The sequence below is a fragment of the Blastococcus sp. CCUG 61487 genome (assembly GCF_005222955.1).
In the GTDB taxonomy this organism is placed as follows: domain Bacteria; phylum Actinomycetota; class Actinomycetes; order Mycobacteriales; family Geodermatophilaceae; genus Blastococcus.
In genome coordinates, this window is the sequence record NZ_LWUA01000293.1 from 1 (window position 1) to 22966 (window position 22966).

Annotated in this window: 26 protein-coding genes and 1 pseudogene; 13 read left to right on the top strand and 14 right to left on the bottom strand. The window is 74.4% G+C overall.

The genetic code is table 11. The features are described from left to right. Positions 1 to 272 (bottom strand): annotated as a pseudogene (locus tag A6V29_RS20095) (helicase C-terminal domain-containing protein); the annotation flags it as partial. 129 nt (positions 273 to 401) lie between these two features. On the opposite strand from A6V29_RS20095, the gene A6V29_RS20100 reads away from it, so the two are divergent. After that, positions 402 to 629 carry a hypothetical protein gene (locus A6V29_RS20100; RefSeq protein WP_137161960.1) on the top strand — a complete coding sequence of 76 codons (228 nt, stop codon included), beginning with the start codon at positions 402 to 404 and terminating at the stop codon, positions 627 to 629. 55 nt (positions 630 to 684) lie between these two features. Here A6V29_RS20100 and A6V29_RS20105 read toward each other — a convergent pair whose 3' ends face one another. Then, a complete protein-coding gene (locus tag A6V29_RS20105) occupies positions 685 to 1005 on the bottom strand; it encodes a hypothetical protein (RefSeq protein ID WP_137161961.1) in 321 nt (106 codons plus the stop codon). Positions 1006 to 1055: 50 nt separating this feature from the next. Further along, positions 1056 to 1823: an endonuclease/exonuclease/phosphatase family protein gene (locus A6V29_RS20110; RefSeq protein ID WP_137161962.1), complete on the bottom strand. Its 768-nt coding sequence runs from the start codon at positions 1821 to 1823 to the stop codon at positions 1056 to 1058. Between the two features lie 72 nt (positions 1824 to 1895). On the opposite strand from A6V29_RS20110, the gene A6V29_RS20115 reads away from it, so the two are divergent. Together A6V29_RS20115 and A6V29_RS22245 are read left to right on the top strand one after the other, a co-directional pair. Beyond that, positions 1896 to 2492, top strand: a complete 597-nt coding sequence (locus tag A6V29_RS20115; RefSeq protein WP_137161963.1) for a nucleotidyltransferase family protein — start codon at positions 1896 to 1898, stop codon at positions 2490 to 2492. A gap of 44 nt (positions 2493 to 2536) precedes the next feature. Continuing rightward, a complete protein-coding gene (locus A6V29_RS22245) occupies positions 2537 to 2932 on the top strand; it encodes a cold-shock protein (RefSeq protein WP_137161964.1) in 396 nt (131 codons plus the stop codon). Here the strand turns inward: A6V29_RS22245 and A6V29_RS20125 are convergent, their stop codons facing one another. Further along, positions 2933 to 3424 carry a DUF2771 family protein gene (locus A6V29_RS20125; protein ID WP_249933374.1) on the bottom strand — a complete coding sequence of 164 codons (492 nt, stop codon included), beginning with the start codon at positions 3422 to 3424 and terminating at the stop codon, positions 2933 to 2935. It lies immediately after the preceding gene. Beyond that, a complete protein-coding gene (locus tag A6V29_RS20130) occupies positions 3421 to 4719 on the bottom strand; it encodes an MFS transporter (RefSeq protein WP_249933375.1) in 1299 nt (432 codons plus the stop codon). Before A6V29_RS20130 ends, A6V29_RS20125 begins: the two co-directional genes overlap by 4 nt. Before the next feature lie 152 nt (positions 4720 to 4871). Here A6V29_RS20130 and A6V29_RS20135 point away from each other — a divergent pair, with 152 nt between their 5' ends. Beyond that, positions 4872 to 5693, top strand: coding sequence for a DUF3027 domain-containing protein (locus A6V29_RS20135; RefSeq protein WP_137161966.1), 822 nt, complete (start codon positions 4872 to 4874; stop codon positions 5691 to 5693). Here the strand turns inward: A6V29_RS20135 and A6V29_RS20140 are convergent. Beyond that, positions 5690 to 5911 (bottom strand): DUF2530 domain-containing protein, encoded by a 222-nt coding sequence (locus A6V29_RS20140; protein WP_137161967.1) that lies wholly within the window; start codon positions 5909 to 5911, stop codon positions 5690 to 5692. The genes A6V29_RS20135 and A6V29_RS20140 overlap by 4 nt on opposite strands. A 168-nt stretch (positions 5912 to 6079) precedes the next feature. Here A6V29_RS20140 and A6V29_RS20145 point away from each other — a divergent pair, with 168 nt between their 5' ends. From A6V29_RS20145 to thpR, 5 genes are all read left to right on the top strand, one after another. Beyond that, on the top strand, positions 6080 to 7603 hold the full coding sequence (locus A6V29_RS20145; protein WP_137161968.1) for an NCS2 family permease: 1524 nt from the start codon (positions 6080 to 6082) through the stop codon (positions 7601 to 7603). A gap of 110 nt (positions 7604 to 7713) precedes the next feature. Then, a complete protein-coding gene (locus A6V29_RS20150; protein WP_137161969.1) occupies positions 7714 to 8148 on the top strand; it encodes a MarR family winged helix-turn-helix transcriptional regulator in 435 nt (144 codons plus the stop codon). Next, entirely contained in the window at positions 8145 to 9530 is a 1386-nt protein-coding gene (locus A6V29_RS20155; RefSeq protein WP_249933376.1) for an MFS transporter, read from the top strand. Before A6V29_RS20150 ends, A6V29_RS20155 begins: the two co-directional genes overlap by 4 nt. A gap of 59 nt (positions 9531 to 9589) precedes the next feature. Beyond that, positions 9590 to 9976 (top strand): hypothetical protein, encoded by a 387-nt coding sequence (locus A6V29_RS21135; protein WP_170977982.1) that lies wholly within the window; start codon positions 9590 to 9592, stop codon positions 9974 to 9976. An 11-nt stretch (positions 9977 to 9987) separates the two neighbouring features. Next, positions 9988 to 10602, top strand: coding sequence for an RNA 2',3'-cyclic phosphodiesterase (gene thpR, locus A6V29_RS20160; protein ID WP_283956387.1), 615 nt, complete (start codon positions 9988 to 9990; stop codon positions 10600 to 10602). Here thpR and A6V29_RS20165 read toward each other — a convergent pair. After that, entirely contained in the window at positions 10520 to 11488 is a 969-nt protein-coding gene (locus A6V29_RS20165; RefSeq protein ID WP_137161970.1) for an aldo/keto reductase, read from the bottom strand. The genes thpR and A6V29_RS20165 overlap by 83 nt on opposite strands. Positions 11489 to 11515: 27 nt before the next feature. On the opposite strand from A6V29_RS20165, the gene A6V29_RS20170 reads away from it, so the two are divergent. Then, entirely contained in the window at positions 11516 to 12352 is an 837-nt protein-coding gene (locus A6V29_RS20170; protein ID WP_137161971.1) for a thioesterase family protein, read from the top strand. Positions 12353 to 12356: 4 nt separating this feature from the next. On the opposite strand, the gene A6V29_RS20175 is transcribed toward A6V29_RS20170, so the two are convergent. From A6V29_RS20175 to A6V29_RS20185, 3 genes are read right to left on the bottom strand one after another with little or no spacing between them, the layout of a single operon-like run. Then, on the bottom strand, positions 12357 to 12908 hold the full coding sequence (locus A6V29_RS20175) for a TetR/AcrR family transcriptional regulator (RefSeq protein WP_137161972.1): 552 nt from the start codon (positions 12906 to 12908) through the stop codon (positions 12357 to 12359). Positions 12909 to 12964: 56 nt separating this feature from the next. Next, on the bottom strand, positions 12965 to 13720 hold the full coding sequence (locus A6V29_RS20180; protein ID WP_137161973.1) for an ABC transporter permease: 756 nt from the start codon (positions 13718 to 13720) through the stop codon (positions 12965 to 12967). Next, a complete protein-coding gene (locus tag A6V29_RS20185; protein WP_137161974.1) occupies positions 13717 to 14436 on the bottom strand; it encodes an ABC transporter ATP-binding protein in 720 nt (239 codons plus the stop codon). Before A6V29_RS20185 ends, A6V29_RS20180 begins: the two co-directional genes overlap by 4 nt. Before the next feature lie 190 nt (positions 14437 to 14626). Here A6V29_RS20185 and A6V29_RS20190 point away from each other — a divergent pair, with 190 nt between their 5' ends. Beyond that, positions 14627 to 15433 (top strand): TrmH family RNA methyltransferase, encoded by an 807-nt coding sequence (locus A6V29_RS20190; protein ID WP_137161975.1) that lies wholly within the window; start codon positions 14627 to 14629, stop codon positions 15431 to 15433. A 3-nt stretch (positions 15434 to 15436) separates the two neighbouring features. Here the strand turns inward: A6V29_RS20190 and A6V29_RS20195 are convergent, their stop codons facing one another. From A6V29_RS20195 to sepH, 4 genes are all read right to left on the bottom strand, one after another. Next, on the bottom strand, positions 15437 to 15910 hold the full coding sequence (locus A6V29_RS20195) for a YflT domain-containing protein (protein ID WP_137161976.1): 474 nt from the start codon (positions 15908 to 15910) through the stop codon (positions 15437 to 15439). 34 nt (positions 15911 to 15944) lie between these two features. Then, on the bottom strand, positions 15945 to 17765 hold the full coding sequence (locus A6V29_RS20200) for an ABC transporter ATP-binding protein (RefSeq protein WP_137161977.1): 1821 nt from the start codon (positions 17763 to 17765) through the stop codon (positions 15945 to 15947). Beyond that, positions 17762 to 19543, bottom strand: a complete 1782-nt coding sequence (locus A6V29_RS20205; protein ID WP_137161978.1) for an ABC transporter ATP-binding protein — start codon at positions 19541 to 19543, stop codon at positions 17762 to 17764. Before A6V29_RS20205 ends, A6V29_RS20200 begins: the two co-directional genes overlap by 4 nt. Before the next feature lie 68 nt (positions 19544 to 19611). Further along, entirely contained in the window at positions 19612 to 20499 is an 888-nt protein-coding gene (gene sepH / locus A6V29_RS20210) for a septation protein SepH (protein ID WP_137161979.1), read from the bottom strand. Positions 20500 to 20699: 200 nt separating this feature from the next. On the opposite strand from sepH, the gene A6V29_RS20215 reads away from it, so the two are divergent. Next, positions 20700 to 22550: a S9 family peptidase gene (locus tag A6V29_RS20215; protein WP_137161980.1), complete on the top strand. Its 1851-nt coding sequence runs from the start codon at positions 20700 to 20702 to the stop codon at positions 22548 to 22550. Next, positions 22547 to 22966: circularly permuted type 2 ATP-grasp protein (locus A6V29_RS20220; RefSeq protein ID WP_249933378.1), on the top strand; the 420-nt coding region annotated here is incomplete at its 3' end. The genes A6V29_RS20215 and A6V29_RS20220, both read left to right, overlap by 4 nt.

Here is a 22966-nt window from a genome sequence, read left to right on the forward strand (position 1 = left end):
GGCAGGTCGGGGAGAGCCGCGATCAGCTCGTCGGGGGCCACCCCGTCGGTGGGGGACAGCAGCACGACGTCGAGCACCTGGAGCGTCGTGGCGTCCAGCTCGTCCAGGGCCCGGTCCACCGACACCGGCACGGCCAGCCGCGCGGCGAGCGCGACGACGTCGGACGGCGCGGGCCGGGCGACGTCGGGCCGGGCGCGCAGCAGCGCGGCCAGCTGCTCGTCGCTGCGCGTGCGCAGCCAGGCAGCGAGCGTCGCCGGGGGATCGGTGGACATCCGGTCCACGTTACGTCGCGTGGACGAGCGCCGCGCCACGGGACGGCGCCGTGCGGAACGGAGGGCCGGTCGGCGATGATGGGCGCTGGTGGTGCGCCGGGCCCGGTGCGCCGAGCGGACGGAGGCAGGATGTCGAAGACCAACCCGAAGAAGGCCCACCTGGTGGAGCCCACGTGGGGCCAGTCGGAGGACGGCGGCCCGCCGCTGACCGAGCTGTCGGCCTCCGTCGCCGGTGGACTGTCCCCCTTCGGGCAGGACCACGACTTCCCGATGCCGCTGCACCTGGTCCGCTACGCGCACCCGACGGACAAGCCCAACCGGGCCGGCATCCAGCTCGCCGAGAACCGCCGTCCCTGACCTGCCTTTCCGCGGAAAGGCAGCCTGCTTTTCCGCGGAAAAGCAGGTGCGGCGGTCAGGCGTTCGCGCTGGAGGTCGGCGCGAGCCGGACGATCAGCTTCGAGATCAGGTTGCCGGCGACCACCCAGATCAGCGCCGCGAGCGCGTCGTTGATCGTCTCGCCGATCTTCGGGTCGTCCGGCTGGAACAGGTCCTTGGTGAACCACCCGAAGCTGTCGCGGATGCTCGCGGTGAGCTCGACCAGCGCGTTCTCGGGGTTCGCCTCGAAGAACACGAACGCGGCGTGGACGAGGATCAGCCCACCGATCACCGCCGCCACCACGCGGACGACGGTGGCCAGCAGGGTGAACAGGCGGGTCGCTCCGGTGCGTGCCATGGCAGACATGATCTACCGGGCCGCACCGCTGCGCGACCCGTCGTCGCTGGTCAGAACCGTTCGCAGGTGACGGCGAGGGCGCGGTGGTCGGACAGCGGGAGCTGGACTGCCTCGGCGGGGCTCGCCGCGCGCAGCCGCCCGCGCACCAGGACGTGGTCGAGCTGCCTCGTGGGTCGGGGTGCGGGGAACGTCGGCGCCGCGGCCACCGAGGTCAGGCCGGTGGCCCGCGCCGCCGCCCGGCGCTGCATGTTCAGGTCGCCCATCAGCACCAGCGGCTCTCGGGTGCCCTCCAGCGAGCGCATGAGCCGGCGCAGCTGCACGGAGTTCCAGCCCGGGATGAACGACAGGTGGGTGTTGCACACGGTGAGCTGACCGTCCGGCCCCTCGAGGACGGCGGCGATCGCCACCCGCGGCTCGTCGCGCGCGAGGAACGGCCGGTTGGTGTGCTCCGACCACAGCGGCACGCTCGCCCGCAGCGCCGGCAGCCGGACCACCCGCCAGGAGACGACGGGGAACCGGGACAGCAGCGCGATCCCGTAGCTGGCCGACCCCGGCTGCTCGTCGCCGGTCGCGGCCATCCACGTGCCGCCCGGGGTGCCGGACAGCGCCGCCACGAACTGGCTGTCGACGGCGCCCATGGCCTCGGCTGCGACCGCGGTGAGGTCGGCGCCGAGCGAGCGCGGCTGGTCGCGGTCGACCTCCTGGAGGCCGAGGACGTCGGCGTCCAGGGTCTTCACCGCCGCGGCGAGCCGGTCGACGTCGACCCGCCCGTCGGAGAGGGACCGGCCGTGCAGGATGTTGAAGGTCGCGATGCGCACGGAGCCTGCAGTGCCCCGCCCGCGGCTGGATCTACCGTGCGTATCCGTCGGTGAGCGGGTAGCAGCAGCCTCGTGCCGAGCTCCCCGACGACCGATCCGCGCGAGAACGTCCGCGACCTCCTGAAGCGCACGGCCGTGGCGCTCAAGGAGGGCGGCGTGCCCTTCGCCCTCTGCGGCGGCTACGCCGCGTGGGTGCGCGGCGCCCCGGAGCCCGACCACGACGCCGACTTCCTGGTGCCCGCCGGCGAGGCCGAGCGGGCAGCCAAGGTGCTCGCCGACGCCGGGCTGCAGGTGGTCGACCCGGCCGAGGACTGGTTGCTCAAGATCGAGCGGGACGACGTCTTCGTCGACGTCCTGTGGCGCACCTGCGGGCACCCGGTCGAGACCGACCTCATCGAGCGGGCCGAGACGATGCCGGTGCTGTCGGTGCACATGCCCGTGCTCACCGCCACCGACATCATGACCACCAAGCTGATGGCGCTGGAGGAGCACTACTGCGACTTCGGCCGGATGCTGCCGGTGGCCCGCGCGTTGCGCGAGCAGGTCGACTGGCCGCTCGTGGCGCGGGACGTGGCCGGCAACGACTTCGCGGTGGTCTTCCTCGTCCTGCTGGCCCGCCTCGGGGTGGTGCAGGAAAGGCTGGTCCGGTCGTCGGTGGTCGACGGCTAACCTGGCTCCCGAGCATCGGCCAGCGAGGAACTGAGGGAAGCGACGTGCCCACCGGCAAGGTCAAGTGGTTCAACCCCGAGAAGGGGTTCGGCTTCCTCGCGCGCGAGGACGGCCCGGACGTGTTCGTCCACAAGGACGCCCTCCCGGCCGGGACCGAGGAGCTCAAGCCCGGTCAGCGGGTCGAGTTCGGCATCGTCGCCGGCCGCCGCGGGGACCAGGCGCTGCAGGTGCGGGTGCTCGACCCGCTGCCCTCGGTCGCGGCCACCGTCGCCGCGAAGAGCCGGAAGAAGCCCGACGAGCTGGTGCCGATCATCGAGGACCTGATCAAGCTGCTCGACGACGTCGGCGAGGGGCTGCGCCACGGCCGGCACCCCGACCGGGCCGAGTCGCGCAAGGTGGCCGCCGTCCTGCGCGCCGTCGCCGCCGACCTGGAGGCGTAATCAGTCCTCCGTCTGCGGGGCGGTCGGCGAGGGGCTCCCGAGGTCACCGCCGGGCAGGATGACGCCGATCGGCCACGCGCGGGACCACGCCCCGCAGTCGCCGCCCTTGTTCTCCACGACGAGCAGGTAGAACGCCGGCGGGACGGCGTCGGCGCTGCTGCCGACGGACACCTCCCGCTCGCCGTCCGGGACGGCCAGCGGTTCGTTGATCGCCTCCTCGAGGTTCTCGTCGAAGAACTGGACGGCCCAGCCGCGCTCGGCCACGGAGTCCGGCACGGTGAGCGTGATCTCGGTGTCCTGCGGCACCTCGATCACCGGCGGGGTCGTGTCGTAGCGCACCGGTTCGCCGTCGTCGCAGCCCTGCACGGCCTGGACCTGCACGTCCAGGGCGCCCGCCTGCACCCGGACCCGGCCGGGTCCCTCCTCGTCCTTCGCGCAGCCGGCGAGCAGCAGCAGCGCGACGGCCGCGGCCGCCCGTGTCGCCCGGCTCACGACGGCTGCACCCCGGCGACGGTGGCCGCACGGCGGCTGACCAGGCTGCGGATCGCCAGGCCGACGACCACGACGAGGAGGGCGGCGGCCACGGTGAAGCCCAGCCAGCCCTCGGTCGGCAGGGCGATGCCCAGCGCGCCGCCGCCCACCCAGGCCAGCTGCAGGAACGTCTCCGAGCGGGCGAAGGCCGAGGCGCGCAGCTCCTCGGGCACCTCGCGCTGGATGATCGCGTCGAGGGAGACCTTCCCGAGGGCGTTGGTCACCGCGGCGACGCCGGCGACGAGCACCGCCATCCCGAAGCCGTAGAAGACGGCGGCCAGCACGGTCACCCCCGCGGCCGCGCCGGCGGCCAGCAGCACGACGCGGTCGGGCGCGGTCGCGCCGAGCCGTGATCCGGCGGCGGTACCCAGGAAGCTCCCGGCCCCGGCCGCGACGGCCACCGCGGCCAGCGCCGCGGTCGCGGTCCAGCCGTCGGCGAACTCGGCCTGGACGAGGAAGGCCAGGAAGATCGTGAGGAAGCCGGTCAGCCCGCGCAGCCCGGCCTGCGCGCGCAGCGCCCGGACGACGTGCGGGCTGACCCGGCCGCGCCGCAGGCCGGCCACGGGGATCTCGCCGGTGGTCAGCACGTCGGCGGGGAGCTCGCCGGCCGGGACGTCGACGTGCCGGGGCAGCCGGGCCGCCAGGACGCCCGCGGCGGCGAAGACCGCGGCGGTCAGCCACAGCTCGGCCTCGAAGCCGAGCGCCCAGGCGACGCCGGCGCCGATCGCGCCGGCGACCCCCGACGTCGCCAGCCCGAAGACCGACAACCGGGCGTTGGCCGAGGTCAGCGAGAGGGTGGGCGGCAGGACGCGGGGGACGACGGCGGCGCGCAGCACGTTGTGGGCCTTCGAGAGCACCAGCACGCCCAGGGCCGCCGGATAGAGCAGCAGGCCGTCGAAGTTGGCGGCCATGAACAGCGCCAGCGCGGCCCGGCCGAGGGAGCTGCCGGCCAACGCCCAGCGGCGGCCGCGCTGCAGCCGGTCCAGCAGAGGACCGAGCACCGGGGCGAGGACCGCGAACGGGGCCATGGTGACCAGCAGGTAGAGCGCCACGTTGCCCCGCTGGGCGTCGGTCGTGGCCGCGAAGAAGAGGGTGCCGGCCAGCGAGACGGCGACGAGCGCGTCCCCCGCCATGTGCAGCGCGTTGACCCACAGCAACTGGCTCAGGCCGCTGTCCTCGGCACCGTCGGCCCGGCTGGCCTCCTGCACCCGGCGGGCCGCGGCCGACGTCAGGTCCCGAGTCCGGGCCACCGCCACCCGGGTGACGGTGACGCGCGGTGCCGAGTCCGCTCGACGACCTGAGGCTGGCACGGCATCCATGGTGCCGCACCGGCCGATGCGTGCGGTCCGTCGCCTCGCCGGAGGGGTCGGCTCCACCGCGGAACCCGACCCTCAGGCACCATGGCGTCGTGTCCGAGTCCTCCTCCGCCCACCGGTCCGCGCCCGCCGACCTGGGGCCGCTCGCCCAGGCGGTCGAGCTGGCCCGCGCCGCCGCAGCGGAGTCGGCCGGTGATCCCGAGCTCGTCGGCGAGCACCTCGGCCTCGTGCCGGAGGTGGAGGCGCCGACCGTCGACGACGTCGCCCCCGAGGCCCTGGGTGCGACCGCGACCCACACCTTCGCCAGCCGGCTGCCCGGCTACGTGGGGTGGCACTGGGCGGTGACCGTCGCGGCGGTGCCCGGCGAGGGGACGGTGACGGTCGACGAGGTCGTCCTGCTGCCCGGAGACCGGGCGCTGCTCGCGCCGGCCTGGGTGCCGTGGCACGAGCGGCTGCGCCCCGGGGACCTCTCGGTCGGCGACGTGCTGCCCTCCACCGAGGACGACCCCCGGCTGGTACCGGCCTACGCGGCCGACGACGACTCCGCCGACGACCCCGAGGGACGCGTGGTCGCCTTCGAGCTCGGTCTGGGCCGGGAGCGGGTCATGTCGGCGGAGGGGCGCGCGGAGGCGGTCACGCGCTGGGAGTCCGGTGACTTCGGGCCCGGCTCCGCCATGGCCCGGTCGGCCCCCGGCCCGTGCGGCACCTGCGGGTTCTGGCTGCCGCTGGCCGGCTCGCTGCGCCAGCGGGTCGGGGCCTGCGGCAACATGTACGCCCCCGCCGACGGCCGGGTGGTCACCGCCGACTACGGCTGCGGCGCCCACAGCCAGGCCACCCTGGTGCCGGCCGACCCGACCGAGGTCGTGCGCACCGCGCGCTACGACACCGGCACCTACGACGTGCTGTCCGACTAGTCCCTGCGGCGGAGCTGGCCCTGCCAGCGCATGATGCCGAGCCCGAGCACGGCCAGCCCGATCGCGGCCAGGCACGTCCAGGTCCACATCCGGTCCACCCGGTCGCCCAGCAGGAGCAGGACGACGAGGGCCGCCGCCCACAGGCCGGTGCCGGCGAGGACCACCCGGGTGGTGTCCACGTCCAGCGGGGGCGGGGCCTGCTTGGTCGGCGTCGGCACGCCCCGACTCTAGGACGCGACGAGCCTCACATCCCTGCTCCCTCAGGCGTTGCAGAAACGAAACGATCATGTGGCACGCTGTCGCCGCTCGTTCAAGCCCGCACCCGGTCGGCAGACGCGCGCTTCCCCCGCCGCACGCCCGCCCGGCCACTCGTCGTGGAGTTCGACATGGCAGAGAAGTCCGGCCCGACCACGGGCCACACCGCTCCCGGCGACACGCCGGCGGACGTCGCGGAAGGAGCGCCCACCTCGAGGCGCAGCGACGGCCCGCGGCCCCGGCCGAAGAACGGGCTGGACCGCTACTTCGAGATCAGCGCGCGCCGCTCGACGGTGACCCGCGAGGTCCGCGGTGGTCTCACCACGTTCTTCACGATGGCCTACATCGTGGTGCTGAACCCGATCATCCTGTCGGTCGCCGACATCGACGGGACGACGCTGCCCTTCGGTGCGGTCGCCGCCGTGACGGCGCTGGTCGCCGGTGCGATGACGATCATCATGGGCGTCGTCGGCCGCTACCCGTTCGCGCTCGCCGCCGGCCTGGGCATCAACGCGATCGTCGCCGTCTTCGCGGCCACGCAGCTGACCTGGCCGGAGATCATGGGCCTGGTCGTGCTCCAGGGGCTGCTCATCACCGTGCTGGTGCTCACCGGCTTCCGGCGGGCGGTCTTCGAGGCCATCCCCGCCCAGCTGAAGATCGCGATCGCCGTCGGCATCGGCTTCTTCCTCACGATCATCGGCCTGGCCAACGCCGGCATCGTCCGGCCCGGCGAGGGCACCCCGGTCTCCTTCGGCATCGACGGGCAGCTGGCCGGCTGGCCGATGCTGGTGTTCGTCGTCGGGCTGCTGCTCACCGCCGTGCTCGTCGTCCGCCGGGTCAAGGGCGCCCTGCTGATCGGCATCGTCGCCACGACGGTCCTGGCGATCATCATCGAGGCGATCGCGGACATCGGTCCGCGGTTCGGCGACGACGGCTCGGTGAACGACCGGGCCTGGGCGCTGCAGGTGCCCGCGCTGCCGGACGACGTCGTCAGCAGCCCCGACCTGTCGATCATCGGCAACTTCTCGCTCTTCGGCGGGTTCGAGCGGATCGGCATCATCGCCGCGCTGCTGATCGTCTTCTCGATCATGATCGCGGACTTCTTCGACACCGTCGGCACCGTGACCGCCGTCGGTGCCGAGGCCGACCTGCTCGACGAGAAGCGCAACCTGCCCAAGTCCCAGCCGGTGCTGCTGGTCGACTCGCTCGCCGCCGCCGCCGGTGGTGCGGGCAGCGTCTCCTCGAACACGACCTACGTCGAGAGCACCGCGGGTGTCGCCGACGGCGCCCGTACGGGCCTCGCCAGCGTCGTCACCGGCGTGCTGTTCCTGCTGCTGATGTTCTTCAGCCCGCTGGTCGAGATCGTCCCCTCGGAGGCCGCGGCACCGGTCCTGGTGATCGTCGGCGCGCTGATGATCACCCAGATCAAGGACCTCTCGTGGGACGACATGTCCCTGGTGATCCCGGCGTTCCTGACCATCGCGCTCATGCCGTTCACCTTCTCGATCACCAACGGCATCGGCGCCGGCGTCATCAGCTTCGTCCTGCTGCGCACGGTCGTGGGCCGTCGCCGCGACGTGCACCCGCTGATGTGGATCGTGGCGGCGATGTTCCTGGTGTACTTCCTGCTGGAGCCCCTGCAGCAGATCTTCTGAGCGAGCCCGCCGCTCCCGAGCGAGGGGCAGGGGAGGGCCCCGTCACCGTCAGGTGGCGGGGCCCTCCTCGTCGTCGGGACACCGGGCCGGTGGTGAGTTAGGCTAAGTAAATGACCCGGACGACGCTGGACACCGCGGCGCTCGCCCACGACCTCCGGCTGGCGGTCATGCGCTTCGCGCGGCGGCTGCGCAACCAGCGCGTCGACACCTCCGTCACGCTCACGCACCTGTCGGCGCTGTCCACGCTCCGGCGGCACGGGCCGATGAGCGCGGGGGAGCTGGCCGCGCACGAGCGCGTGCAGCCTCCGTCGATGACCCGCGTCGTCACCGCGCTGGAGGGCATGGGTCTGGTCACCCGGACCCCGCACCCCACCGACGGTCGGCAGGTCGTCGTCGCGCTCACCGAGCGGGCGGGCGAGCTGCTCGCCGCCGAGGGGCGGGCCCGGGAGGCGTGGCTGTCAGGCCGGCTGCACGAGCTCACCGCGGAGGAGCGGGCCGTGCTCCGCGAGGCGGCCGGCATCATCGACAAGCTGGTCAGCGGGTGAGCCGGGCGGGTACCGCCACCTCCGAGCAGCGACGGTCCGGCGGGGGGATGTTCCGCGCCCTGCGGGTGCGCAACTACCGCCGCTACGCGTCGGCCAACCTGGTCAGCCAGACCGGCACGTGGATGCAGCGCATCGGCCAGGACTGGCTGGTGCTGCAGCTCACCGACGACAGCGGCGTGGCCCTCGGCGTCATCACCGCCCTGCAGTTCGCACCCACCGTGCTGCTCAGCCCGTACGGCGGGGTGCTCGCCGACCGCTACCCGAAGCGCCGGCTGCTCCAGCTCTCCCAGGCGTTCATGGGGCTGCTGGCGCTGGTGCTCGCGATCCTCGTGGTCACCGACGCGGTGGCGCTGTGGCACGTCTTCGTCCTCGCCAGCGGTCTCGGCGCGGCCGCGGCGATCGACGCGCCGGTCCGGCAGGCCTTCGTGTCGGAGATGGTCGGGCCGGAGCTGCTGACGAACGCCGTCAGCCTGAACTCGACGATCTTCAACGGCGCCCGGCTGGTCGGGCCGTCGGTGGCCGGGCTGCTCATCGGCATGTTCTCCGGCAACACGGCACCCGCGTTCTTCATCAACGCGGCGAGCTTCGGCTTCACCATCGCCGCGCTCGGCTCGATGCGGGTCGGCGAGCTGTTCCCGAGCCAGCCGGTCGCCCGTGCGAAGGGACAGCTGCGGGCGGGGGTGGCCTACGCCTGGTCGCACCGCGACCTGGTGCTGGCGATGGCCCTGGCCTTCGTCGTCGGCACCTTCGGCTTCAACTACCAGATCACCATCGCGCTGATGGCCCGCGCGGAGTTCGGGCTCGGCGCCGAGGCGTTCGGGCTGCTCGCGACGGTGTTCGCCGTCGGCTCGCTCAGCGGAGCGCTGCTCTCCGCCCGGCGGGTGCACCGGCCGCGGCAGCGCTTCCTCATCGGCTCCGCGCTGGTGTTCGGCGTGCTCACGGTGATCACCGGGTTAATGCCGAACCACGCGTCGTTCGGTGTCCTGCTGGTGCCCACGGGCGCGGCGGCCCTGGTCTTCAGCGTCGCGAACAACAGCTTCGTGCAGCTCGGCGTGGACCCGCAGATGCGCGGGCGGGTGATGGCCCTCTACTTCATGTGCTTCATGGGGGGCACGCCGCTCGGGGCGCCGCTCATCGGCGTCATCGCCGAGCACCTCGGCCCGCGGTGGGGGCTGCTGCTCGGCGGGGCGATCGTCGTCGTCGCCGCCGTCGTGGCTGGGGCACTGCTCGCCCGTGGCCGGTCGATGCGGCTGGAGACCCAGCGCGAGCGGCCGTGGCTGCGTCTGCGGGTCGCGGCGGTCGGGTCACCCCGCGAACGCGCCGCCGAGGAGGTCATGGCCGGCGAGGCGCCCGGCGTCCAGTCGGGACAGCCGGGGCGCTGACCGGCTCGCCGCGGTCCGGGTACCGTCGGAGCAGCCGTCAGCCAGGGTCCGGAGATGCCATGACCGCATCGCTCGTCCAGGTCGGATTGCCGTTCGCCGCGCTCTGCGCCGTCGTCGTCGGGTTCCTCCCGGCGGAGCGGTGGCTGGCCGAGCGCTCCGCCCGCCGCCGCGCCCGGCGGCATCCCTCGAGCGACCGGCGGCCGGTGGAGGCGGTGGCCGCCGACATCCGCCGGCTGGGCCGCCAGGTGGAGCTCATCCCCGCCGGGGCGCCGATGGTCCGCCGGCGCGCGCTCCAGGCGGCCTACGACGACGTGCTCACCGAGGCGGCCGGCATGCTCGACGTGCCGCACGCGCTGGCCGAACTCCCGCCGGGACGGGCCCGCGAGGTCGAGCGGCTGCGCCTGGTGGCGGCCCTGCAGGCAGCCGGTCTGGCGGTCGCCGGCTGACTCCCGCCCGGCTGTTCGTCGCCGTCGACCCGCCGGAGGAGGCGCGCGCCCACCTCGAGCGGGCGGTGGCGCCGCTGCGCGGACTGCCGGGCGCGCCCCGCTGGAGCGATGCGCAGCGCTGGCACCTCACGCTGCTGTTCCTCGGTGCGGTACCCCGCGAGCAGGTCCCGCGGCTCGCCAACGCCGCGGCAGCGGCGGTGGCGGCCGCACCGCCGCTGCGCCTGCGGCTGGCCGGCGGCGGGCGGTTCGGGTCGCTCCGCCGTCCGCAGGTCGCCTGGGCAGGGCTGGCCGGCGACGTCGCGGAGCTGACCGACCTGACCGCCCGGCTGGCGGCGGCGGCCCGCTCCCTGGACCTGCCGGTGGAGGAACGCCCGTTCCGCCCGCACCTGACCCTCGGCCGCTGGCGGCCCCGGCAGCCGGCCGACGGGAGGTTGACCGACCGGCTGGCGGACTACCGCGGGCCCGACTGGCCGGTCCGCGAGGTGCGGCTGCTGGAGAGCCGGCCCGGCCCGCAGCCCTACGACGTCGTCGCCACCTGGCCGGTCACCACGCGTACTCCATGGGCGCGGCCTTGTAGCCCGGGAAGAGCTCGTCCAGCCGGCCCAGCTGGGCCTCGTCCAGCGTGAGGTCCAGGGCGCGCAGGCCGCCCTCGAACTGCTCCATCGTCCGCGGCCCGATGATCGGCGCGGTCACGGCCCGCTGGTGCAGCAGCCAGGCGACGCCGACGTCGGCCGGGGCGGCGCCGATCTCGCGGCAGAACTCCTCGTACTGCTCGAGCTTCGGGCGCAGCTTCTCGATCCGCCGCTGGGTGCGCTCGTCGCTGCGCCGGCCCTCGGCGGCCTTCTCCAGGACGCCGGCCAGCAGGCCACCCGCGAGCGGGCTCCACGGGAGGATGCCGACGCCGTAGTGCTGCGCGGCGGGGAGCACCTCGAGCTCCACGTGCCGGGTGAGCAGGTTGTAGTGCGACTGCTCGCTGACCAGTCCCTGGAAGTGCCGCCGCGACGCCGCCTCGTTGGCCGCCGCGATCTGCCAGGCGGCGTGGTTGGAGGAGCCGACGTAGAGCACCTTGCCCTGCGCGACGAGCGTCTCGCAGGCCTGCCAGATCTCCTCCCACGGCGTCCTCAGGTCGACGTGGTGGAACTGGTAGAGGTCGATCCAGTCGGTCTGCATCCGCCGCAGCGACGCCTCGCAGGCGCGGACGATGTTGCGGGCCGAGAGGAAGGTGTCGTTCGGCCAGTCGGTCATGTTGCCGTAGACCTTCGTGGCCAGCACGGTCTTCTCCCGCCGCTGGCCGCCCTGCGCGAACCAGGTGCCGAGCACCTCCTCGGTGCGGCCCTTGCCCGCGTCGCGGCCGTAGACGTTGGCGGTGTCGAAGAAGTTCACGCCCTCGGCCAGCGCCCGGTCCATGATCGCGTGGGAGTCGTCCTCCGTCGTCTGCCAGCCGAAGTTCATCGTGCCGAGGCAGAGGCGGGACACGGTCAGGCCGCTACGGCCGAGGTGCTTGTACTCCATGAACACCACCCTGGCACTCTGTCGGTCGTGCCGCAGACCGATTCCCAGCCGTACGACTTCGACACCGCCACCGCCGTCCGCAGGGGCGAGGGGGACGACGTCTACCTCGCCGACCTCGACCCGACCTGGCAGGTCGGCGGCGGGATCCTCAACGGGGGCTACCTGCTGTCGGTCGCGGCGCAGGCCGCGGTCCAGGGCAGCCACCACCCGCACCCGGTGGCGGTGTCCGCCAGCTACCTGCGGACGACGGCCGCCGACACGGTCTCGCTGAGGGTCACGCCCGGGGCCGGGGGGCGCACGCTGGCGCACTCGCTCGTCACCCTCTCCGACGCGACCGGCCGCCCCTCGCTCACGGTGCAGGCCACCACGGCCACGCTCACCGACGAGGCGCCCGAGTACGCGGACGCGCCGATGCCGGTCATGCCTCCGCCGGAGGAGTGCGTGGACATGGCCGCGCGGCTCAACCCCGACCCGAGCAAGCGGCCGGGCCTCAGCCGGCACGTCGACAGCCGGCTGGACCCCGCCACCGCGGGCTGGACGGTCGGCGAGCCGTCGGACGAGCCGGTGCTCCGCGCTTGGATCCGGTTCGTCGACGGCCGCCCCGCCGACCCGCTCGCGCTGCTCACCTTCGCCGACGTCCTGCCGCCGCTGGGCTTCGTGATCGGCCACCGCGGCTGGGCGCCGACGGTCCAGCTCCAGGTGCTCGTGCGCGGGCTGCCGGCTCCGGGCTGGGTCCTCGCCGAGACCCGGGCGCGCCAGATCGCCGGCGGCTGGCTGGACGAGGACTGCACGATCTGGGACTCCACCGGCCGGCTGGTCGCCGAGGGCCGCCAGCTCGCCCGGATGTCGCGCGCCGCCGGCTGAGGCGTCAACCCGGCAGTTCGACGTCGCCGGTGAGGTAGCGCTGGACCGTGGGGCCGATCGCCGCCACGAGCTCCTCCGGTTCGCTCGACGCCAGCGGCTCGATCCGCAGGACGTACCGGCTCAGCACGACACCGACCAGCTGCGAGACGACGAGCGCACCGCGCACCTCGGCCTCCCGCGGCGACAGCTCCAGCGTGCCGACGACGCGGCGCAGCACCTGGGTGACCAGGAACTCGCGCAGCAGCCGGGCGCCTCGGTCGTTGCCGACGGCGGACCGGACCAGCGCCAGCCCGGCCGGCTGCATCGGGCCGTCCCACACCCGGAGCAGCATCCGGACGACGTTCTCGCCGAGCTGCTCCCGGCCGCCGGCCAGGACCTCGGGCAGGAGCTCGGCCGGGTCGACGGGGGCCTCGATCGCCGCGACGAAGAGCTGGTCCTTGCTGCCGAAGTAGTGGTGCACCAGCGCCGGGTCGACGCCGGCGGCGGTGGCGATGGCGCGGATGGTGGCGCCGTCGAAGCCGCGCTCGGCGAACGCGCCGCGCGCCGCGGCGAGCACCGCCTCCCGGGTGTCGGGCTTGCCGGGCCGCCGTCCCGGTCGCCGCGTCGTGCTGCTCAGCTGGTCCTCCTCCGCAGGGTGCCGGCGGCCAGCGCGAGCGCGAGCAGCGCGGCGCCGGCCACGACGCCGACGTCGGTCCACATCCGGCTGGTGGCCTCGGCCGAGCTGCCGACCTCCTGCAGGGCCTCGACCGCGTAGGTCAGCGGCAGCACGTCGCTGACCGCCTGCAGCCAGCCGGCCATCTGCTCGCGCGGTGCGAGCAGGCCGCAGAGGAAGAACTGCGGCAGCACGATCACCGGCATGAACTGCACCGCCTGGAACTCGCTGCGGGCGAAGGCGCTCGCCAGCAGGCCGAGGGCGACCCCGAGGACCCCGCCGACGACCGCGATGAGGACGACGAGCGCCGGCGACCCGGCGAACTCCAGGTCGTACAGCGTCATCGCGACGGTCACGGTGACCGCGGCCTGGACGGCGGCGGCCACGCCGAACGCGGCGCCGTAGCCCAGCAGCAGGTCCAGCCGGGACAGGGGAGTGGTGAGCAGCCGCTCGAGGGTGCCGGAGGTGCGCTCCCGGAGCATGGCGATGCTGGTCACCAGGAACATGACCACGAACGGGAAGATCCCGAGCATGGTCAGCCCGACGGTGTCGAACAGGCCGGCCTGGCCAGGTGGCGTGGGCAGGTCCTTCCAGAGCAGGTAGAGCAGGCCGAGCAGCAGGCTCGGGACGAGCAGCAGCATGGCGATCGTGCGGGGGTCGTGGCGCAGCTGGCGCAGCACCCTGCCGGCGGTCGCGGTGGCGAGCGCGGGGGTCATGTCCGGGCTCCTTCCCGGGAGCGGACCAGTCGGAGGAAGGCCTCCTCCAGGTCGCCGGTGCCGGTGTCGGTGCGGAGCCGGGCGGGCGTCGTGTCGGCGAGCAGTGCGCCCTCGCGCAGCAGGAGGAGGCGGTCGCAGCGGGCCGCCTCGTCCATGACGTGGCTGGAGACGAGCAGCGTCGTCCCGGCCGCGGCCAGCTCGGCGAACCGCTCCCACAGCTCGAACCGGAGCACCGGGTCCAGGCCGACGGTCGGCTCGTCGAGCACGAGCAGCTCGGGGTCGCCGACCAGGGCGCAGGCCAGCGAGGCCCGCCCGCGCTGCCCGCCAGAGAGGTCGCCGACGAGCTGGCCGGCGGCATCGGCGAGACCGACGTCGGCGATCGCGGCGTCCGCCGCCCGTGCGCTCCGGCCCTGGAGCGCGGCGAAGTAGCGGACGTTCTCGCGCACGCTCAGGTCGGCGTAGACGCTGGGCGCCTGGGTGACGTAGCCGACGCGGGCGCGCAGATCGGGGGAGCCGGCCGGGCGGCCGAGCACGGTGACCTCGCCGGAGCGGACCTTCTGGACGCCGACCAGGGCGCGCATCAGCGTGCTCTTCCCGCTGCCGCTCGGTCCGAGCAGGCCGGTCACCTGGCCGGGCGGGACGGTGCAGCCGATCCCGTCCAGCACGCGGCGCGGTCCGCGGTCGACGACGAGATCCCGCACGACGACGGCGTCCATGGCCGCTCCTCGGATGTCAACGCCTGATGAACTCAACGATAGATGAGTTCTGCCGCACCGGCCAAGGCCCTGGATGTTGATCAGGTCTCCTGGTCGTTCCGCCTCCTCCCTCGTGGTCGACGGCGAGGGAGGACGCTGAACGATCAGGGAGGCTGATCAACATCGAAGGGGCGCGGGGGAGGATGGCGGGGTGGCCCCACCCGTCGTGATCACCGACCCGGACGACCCGCGGGTGGCCGACTTCCGCGACCTCAAGGCGGGTGACCGCCCCGTCGGCGCCCCGCGCGGCACTGCCCCGGTGATCGTGGAAGGCGTGCCCGCCGTCGAGCGGCTGCTCGGATCCCCGTACCGGGTGCGGGCGGTGTTCGGCGTGCCCGGCCGGGTGGCCGCGCTCGACCTGCCCGAGGGCGTGCCGGCCTTCGAGGCGGACAAGTGGGTGCTGTCGGAGGTGATCGGCTTCCGGCTCACACGCGGGGTGCTCGCCTCGGCCGATCGCCGGCCCCCCGCAGACCTGGACGCCCTCGTCACCGGCCCCGACCCGGCGGCGCCGCGCCGGCTGGCGGTGCTGGAGGCGCTCAACGACGCCGAGAACCTCGGGTCGATCGCCCGGTCGGCCGTGGCGCTCGGCGTGGACGGCCTGCTGCTCGACCCGCGCTGCGCCGACCCGCTCTACCGGCGCTCGGTGCGGGTGTCGATGGGCCACGTGCTCGCCCTGCCGTTCGCCGTCCTGCCCGAGTGGCCGGCCGACCTCGACCGGCTGCACGAGGCCGGCTACCTCACCGTGGCGCTCACCCCTGCTGAGGACGCGGTCGACCTGGCCGACGTCGACCCCGCCGCGCACCCGCGGACGGCGGTGCTGCTCGGCGCCGAGGGCCCGGGGCTCACGCCCGAGGCGCAGCGGGCCGCGCGGGTCCGCGCCCGCATCCCCATGCGCTCGGGGGTCGACTCCCTCGGCGTCGCCGCTGCGGCTGCGGTCGCCTTCGCTGCGCTGCGGTAGGCGTCAGAAGCGCAGGCTGAACCGGGCGAGGATCTCGCGGGCCTGCTCGGCGTGCGCCGGGTGGCACATGACGTCGTACTTGTTCGCCACGATCCGGCTCACGCTGGTGAAGTCGCGTTTGCCCTGCGTGGCGGCGTACCCCATCCAGCCGAACAGCGCGCCGAACACCACACCGACGAGCAGACCGGTGAGCACCGAGCCGATCCAGCCGGCGCCGTCGACGGCGAAGATGCCCAGCAGCAGCCCGACGAACAGACCCCACCAGGCGCCACCGGCCGCGCCGGCAGCGATGGCCCGGCCGGTGGTCAACCGGCCCAGCACCTTCTCCACCTGCCGCAGGTCCGAACCGACGATGGTCACGTTCTCGACGGGGAACTTCTCGTCCGACAGATGGTCGACGGCGGCCTGCGCGCGCTCGTACGAGTCGTAGGACGCCACCTGGACGCCGCCGAGCGGCATCGACACCGAAGCACTCATGCGGGCCAACCTACCCACGGCGGGGGGTTTCCATTCAGATCAGGCTGTCGGCCCAGGCCCGGTGCAACGCCGCGAAGCGGCCGGCCCCGCCCACCAGCTCGGCGGGCGACCCGTCCTCCACGATCCGGCCGGCCTCCATGACCAGCACCCGGTCGGCGATCTCCACGGTGGACAGCCGGTGGGCGATGATCAGCGCGGTCCGGTCGGCCAGCAGGGTGTGCAGGGCGTGCTGCACCATCCGCTCGCTGGGGACGTCGAGGGAGCTGGTCGCCTCGTCGAGGACGAGCACCGCCGGATCGGCGAGGAACGCGCGGGCGAAGCTGACCAGCTGCCGCTGACCGGCCGACAGCCGCCCGCCGCGCTTGTGCACCTCGGTGTCGTAGCCGTCGGGGAGTGCGCTGATGAACGGATGCGCCCCGATCGCCCGCGCGGCGTCCTCGATCTGGCCGCGGTCGGCGCCGGGCCGGCCGAAGGCGATGTTGTCGGCGATCGTGCCCGAGAACAGGAAGCTCTCCTGGGTCACCATCACCACCGCCCGCCGCAGGTCGTCGTCGGCCAGCCGGTGCAGCGGGACGCCGTCGAGCCGCACCTCCCCGCGCACCGGGTCGTAGAAGCGCGCGACCAGCCGGGCCAGCGTGGACTTGCCCGCCCCGGTGGCGCCGACCAGGGCGACGGTCTGCCCGGGCGGCACGGTGAGGGAGAGCTCGGGCAGCACGGTGGTGCCGGTGTAGCCGAAGGTGACGCGGTCGAAGACCACCTCGCCGACGGGTGCGGGCAGCGGCACCGGATCGGCCGGCTCGGGCACCGACGAGGGCTCCTCGAGGACGCCGGAGAGCTTCTCCAGGGCCGCGGTCGCCGACTGGTAGCTGTTGTAGAACATCGCGATGTCCTGCAGCGGGTCGAAGAACCGGCGCAGGTACAGCAGGAAGGAGACCAGCGTCCCGACGGCGAGCGCCCCGTCCATGACCCGCAGCGCCCCGTAGCCCAGGACGGCGACGGTGGTCAGGTTGCCGATCAGGGTGACGGCCGGCACGAAGACGGCGATCAGCCAGAACGCCCGGTGGTGGGCCTGCCGGTTCTCGTCGTCGAGCTCGGCGTAGAGCTGGTCGTTGCGCGGCTCGCGGCGGAACGCCTGCACCGCGCGGATGCCGCCGAAGGTCTCGGTGAACTGGACGATCAGGGCGGCGATCGTCTCGCGGGTGCGCCGGTAGGCCACCGTGGCGTTGCGCTGGAACCAGCGGGCCACCCAGAACAGCGCCGGGAAGCCGAGCAGCGCGGTGAGGCCCAGCGGTAGGTCGAGCACCAGCAGGACGACGCCGATCGACAGCACGCTGAACAGCGCGGTGACCAGGCCGTCCAGGCCCTCGTCGAGCAGCTCGTCGAGCGCCTCGACGTCACTGGTGAGCCGGCTGATCGTCTTGCCCGAGGTGTACCGCTCGTGGAACGACAGCGGCAGCCGCTGCACGTGCGTGAACACCCGCCGGCGGAGGGTCAGCAGGATCGCCTGGCCCACCCGGCCCGACCCGGTCAGGAAGAGGAAGCGCAGGCACGTGTCGAGCACCGCGGCGGCGAGCATGGCCGCGGTGATCCACACCAGCGGCCAGGCGTCTCCGTCGACCAGCGCGGGGACGGCGACGTCGATGCCGATCCCGATCAGCAGGGGACCGGCCAGCCAGGCGGCGTTCTGCAGCGTGATCGTCGCCAGCAGCCCCCACAGCGCGCGCCGGTGCGGGCGCAGCAGCTCGCCCAGCAGGCGGCGGGAGCGCGCGCGGAGGAAGAGCCCCGCGTCGGCGGACAGCTCGTCGGCGTCCTCGGTCGCGACACCGCGCCAGGCCTGCTGCTGGTCGGCGCTCACGACCGCGCCTCCACCAGCTCGCTGTCCTGCGCGAGCAGGTCCCGGTAGGCCGGCACGGCCGCCAGCAGCTCCGAGTGGGTGCCCACGGCCGCGATCCGGCCCTCGGCGAGCAGCGCCACCCGGTCGGCGAGCAGCACGGTGGACGGCCGGTGCGCCACCACCAGCGCCGTCGTCTGCGCCAGGACGTCGCGCAGGGCGCGCTCGACCAGGGCCTCGGTGTGCACGTCGAGCGCGGAGAGCGGGTCGTCCAGCACGAGCACCGACGGGCGGCCCAGGACCGCCCGGGCCAGGGCCAGCCGTTGCCGCTGCCCGCCGGACAGCGACAGCCCCTGCTCCCCGATGCGGGTGTCCAGGCCCCACGGCAGGTCGTGCACGAACTCGGCCTGGGCGACGTGCAGCGCCTCGGCGATGTCGGCGTCGGTGGCGCCCGGCCGGCCGAGCGTCAGGTTCTCCCGGACGCTCATCGAGAACAGCGTCGCCTCCTCGAACGCCGTGGCGACGACGTCGCGCAGCTGCGCCAGCGGCAGGTCGCGGACGTCGAACCCGTCGAGGGTGACCCGGCCGGCGGTGACGTCCTGCAGCCGGCCGACCAGGGCCGTGAGCGTGGTCTTGCCCGATCCGGTGGCACCGACCAGCGCGACGGTCTCCCCGGGTTCGACGACCAGGTCGACGCCGTCCAGCACCGGGACGGGCGAGCCGGGGTGGCTGAAGCCGACACCCTCGAAGGCCAGCCGGGCGGGGGAGCCGACGGGGCGGGGGGTGACGCCGGGCCGGTCGGTGATCGTGCTCGGCTCGTCGAGGAGCTCGCCGATCCGCTCGCAGGCGCTGGCGGCCTCCTGCGCGAAGGCGAACAGGAACCCCAGCGACAGGATCGGCCAGAGGAGGACGGTGAACAGCGCGACGAAGGCGACCAGCCCGCCGATGGTCAGCGCGCCGCCGCTCACGGCCAGCGCGCCGCCGACCAGGATGATCGCCAGCGTCAGCTGCGGGTGCAGCTCGAACACGCACCACAGCAGCGCGAGCGTGCGCACCTTGTCCAGCTCCAGGCGGCGGAGCGTGCGGGCCTTCGCGTCGTACCTGTCGAAGACCAGCCCGGCCCGGCCCAGCGACTTCACCACGCGGATGCCCTGCACGGCCTCCTCGACGTCGGTGGCGAGCTCGCCCTGCTGGTCCTGCACCCGGCGGGACTCCACGTTGTAGCGCCGCTCCCAGCGCAGCCCCAGGACCGTCAGCGGCAGCGTGGTGAGCAGGACGGCGATGCCGAGCGGCCAGTACGTGACGAGCAGCAGCACCGAGACGACCGCGCAGGTGATCAGGTTGACGATCAGGAACACCGCGCCGAACCCGACGAAGCGGCGGACGGTGGACATGTCGCTGCTGGCGCGGGACAACAGCTGCCCCGACGCCCAGCGGTCGTGGAAGGCGACGGGCAGCCGCTGCAGGTGCTGGTACAGGGCGTCGCGGAGGTCCCGCTCGACCTGCAGGCAGCTGCGGTTCATCGCCCAGCGGCGGATGAAGAACAGGGCCGCCTCGGCGACGCCGAACAGCAGCGCCAGCCCGATCAGGGGCACCAGCGCGGCCCGGTCGCCCGAGGCGATCGGCCCGTCGACGACGGCGGCCGTGATCAGCGGGACGGCGAGCTGGGCCAGCGTGGCCAGCAGCGCCGCCCCGAAGAGCAGGGCCACCAGGCCGCGGTAGGGGCGGATGTACGGGCCGAGGAGCCGCAGCGCGGACAGCCCGCTGCGCGGGGGAGCAGCGGGAGCTCGGGCGTCGTCCATGGCGGATCGAGGCTAGGCCGGGGTACCGACAGCGGCGACCGACTTTCCCGACCGGTGGCCGAGGCGGCTCAGCGGGTGCGGCGGACCCCGAAGACGATGTCCTCCCATGCCGGGATGCGGGCGCGCGGGTCGTCGGAGTCGCTCTCCTCGCCGGAGCGGCCGAGCACCACGGTGTCGTGGTCGGCGATCTCGTCGAGGATGCTGTCCGCGGAGCGGTCGTCCAGGGAGCCGCTGGCGGGGTGGACGTCCCGCACGAGCTCGTCGTCGTCAGCCGGGGGGACGACGACCGAGGCGGGACGCGGCTCCTCCGGGACGGCGGCGACGGGACGGGCGACCGGCGGCGGGCCGGTGGGCACGTCGGGGACGACGCGCACGAGGCGGGTGCCCTCGGCGAAGTCGGCCGTCGTGGCGTCGAGCGGCGCGACCGTCCGCGAGGGGAGGTCGAAGGTCCAGCGCGTGGTGCCGGACGTCTCGCCGGCCCGCCACTCTCCGGTGACCACCCAGGTGCCGGTGTCGCTGCGGTGGGCGTCCCAGGCGACCGGCTGGACGGGGGCGTCGACCAGCCGCAGCCGCTCGGTCATGAACTGCTGCAGCGTCGATCCCGTCGTGCTGTCGGTGAGCCGTACCCGCGCCTCGCCGGCCTGCTCGGCCACCCGCTCGCGCTCCTGGAGCACCGGGTGCGCGAAGCGCATGATCCGCTCCACCCGGGCCCCGGTCGCGGCGGCCACCTGCTCGGGGGTCTCGCCGGCGCGGATGCGCTGCTGGATGACCCGCGGCGGAAGTTCGGTGCCGAGGTCGACGTCGATCTGGGTGAGCCGCCTGGAGTCGCCCCGCGCGGCTGCGCGCACCCTGTCGTCGACCGGGAGGAGGAACTTCTCCTCGCCGTCCTCGGTGTCGGCGACCAGCAGCAGGCCCGAGCCGTCGTCGGAGAGACCCACGAGGCGCAGCGTGCGCACGGGCGACCTCCAGCAAGGCACGAACGGTCGGGCTCCGGAGAGAGACCGGAGCCCGAGGCTAGCGGCGCGTCGCCGCGACGCGCCGCAGGCTCGCCCGGTGCGGCGCGTCATGTCCGGACTGGAACCGGCCGCGCCGGCGACGTGGGATCCTGCCGCTCGCGTTCCGCCGTGGAACGCGAGCGGCGAGCCGAGGAGGTGCGATGGCGGTCCCCCTGACCGAGCTGGGCCCTGTCGCGCCCACGCACCTCGGCCGTCCGACTCCCGTGACCAGCGCCTCCGGGGCCTGGGGCCCGGCGCTGTCCCCGGACGGCCGGCAGGTCGCCTACGTGACCGACAGGTCGGGCCTGCCCCGGCTCGAGGTCGCCTCCGTGGACGGGCGGGTGCCGCCGGAGGTGGTCTCGCCACCGGGCCAGGAGGTGGTCTCGGTCGCGTGGTCACCGGACGGCGCGGAGCTCGCCTACCTGGTCAGCCCCGGCGGCTCGATCTGCGCCGAGCTCCACGTGGTGCGCCCCGACGGCACCGGTGCCCGGCTGGTGGCCGGGGCCGATCCGCGCGCCGCCGTCTTCGCCGGGAGCTGGATCGGACCCGGCGAGTACGTCTGCACGATCGCGCCGGGTGACGGGCCCGGTGCCGACGTCGTCCTGGTCGACGTTCGGACGGGCCGGCTGCGGACGCTGGCCACCGGTGGCTTCCTCGCCGTCTGCGCCGTCTCGGCCGACCGGCGCACGGTCCTGGCCCGGCGCGGCACCCGCGGGTACCGGCACGTGGTCGCCGTCGACGTCGCCACCGGGCACCAGCGCCGGGTGCTGCGGACCGACGCGCCGGGCGGCGTCGCCTCCGAGGACGGCCGGTTCACTCCCGACGGCCGCGCCGTCCTGCTCCGCGCCTCGCTGCCCGGCCCGCTGTTCGCCGACCGTGCCGGGCTGGTCGAGGTCCCGCTCGGCCCGGACGGGCCGGTGGGTGAGGGGCGCACGGTGCTGTACCGCGCCGACGCCGACCTGGACGCCTACGCACTGCGCTCCGACGGCACCGTGCTCGCGCTGTGGAACGTCGACGGGATCAGCGAGCTGACCGTCCACGCGATCGCCGACGGCGCGCTGCTGCGCGCCGTCCCGCTGCCCGACCCGGTGTTGCTCGGCTGGTCGCTGAGCGCGGACGGCGGCACGCTGGTCGCCGAGCTCACCGGGCCGCGGACACCGCGGGCCCTGTGGCGGCTCGAGCCGGACGGCCCCGCCCCGGCTCGGCGGCTCGCCGGCAACCCCGCCCCGCCGGACGGGCACCGGCTCGTGACACCGGTCCGCCACGACTACCTGGCCGCGGACGGGCTCCCGCTGTCGGGCTGGCTGTACGTCCCGCCGGGCGTGCGCGGGCCGAACCGCACCGTCATCAGCTTCCACGGCGGCCCGGAGGGGGAGGAGCGGCCGCTGTTCACCCCCGTCGTCCAGCGGCTCGTCGCCGCCGGGCTGACGGTGTTCGCACCGAACGTGCGCGGCTCCGGCGGCCGGGGTCGCGCCTTCATGACCGCCGACGACGGGGCGGCCCGGGCGGCGTCGTTCGAGGACGTGCGGGCGACGGTCGACGAGCTCGTCACCGCCGGCATCGCGGCGCCGGGACGGATCGGCGCGCACGGCTGGTCCTACGGCGGCTACCTGACCCTCGTGGCCCTGACCCGGTGGCCGCAGCTGTTCGCCGCCGGTGCGACGCTGGCCGGCATGAGCGACCTCCGGACGTTCTTCGCCGGGACCGAACCGTGGATGGCGGCGGCGTCGGTGACCGAGTACGGCGACCCCGTCGCCGATCGGGAGATGCTCGCGGAGATCTCGCCGATGACGGCGCTGGACCGGCTCACCGCACCGCTGCTGCTGGTCCACGGCGACCGCGACACGAACGTGCCGGTGGCCGAGTCGGTGCAGGCGCACCACGAGCTCGTCGCCCGGGGAGCGCGCTGCGAGCTGCTGCTCCTGCCGGGCGAGGGCCACACGATCGTGGGCCGCGACCACCTCGTCGTGCTGGGCGAGCGGGTCACCGCCTGGTTCGACCGCTGGCTGTGAGCGGGGAGCTGTTCGACGGCAGTTCCGACTACGCCGTCCTCGAACCCGCCCTGACCCGGCTCGGCCCCGCCGGCCTCGACGCGGCCGCGCAGGCGCTGGCGGAGCTGCGGGACGCGCGCGGGGCCGCGCTGGGCACCTGGCGCGACGGCCGGCACGAGCGGCACCCCGTGCCGCTCGACCCGCTGCCGCGGCTGCTGCCCTCCGCGCAGTGGCGCCCGCTCGCGGCCGGGGTCGAGCAGCGCCACCGGGCCCTGCTGGCATTCCTCGCCGACGCCTACCGGGCGGCGGGCCGGCGGCGCAGCGATCCCGACCGGGCGCCGGAGATCGTCCGCGCCGGCGTCCTGCCCGAGTGGGCGGTGGCGCACAACCCCGCCCGCGACCCGGCCGCGGTGGGCATGGCGTGGCCGGGGCAGGCG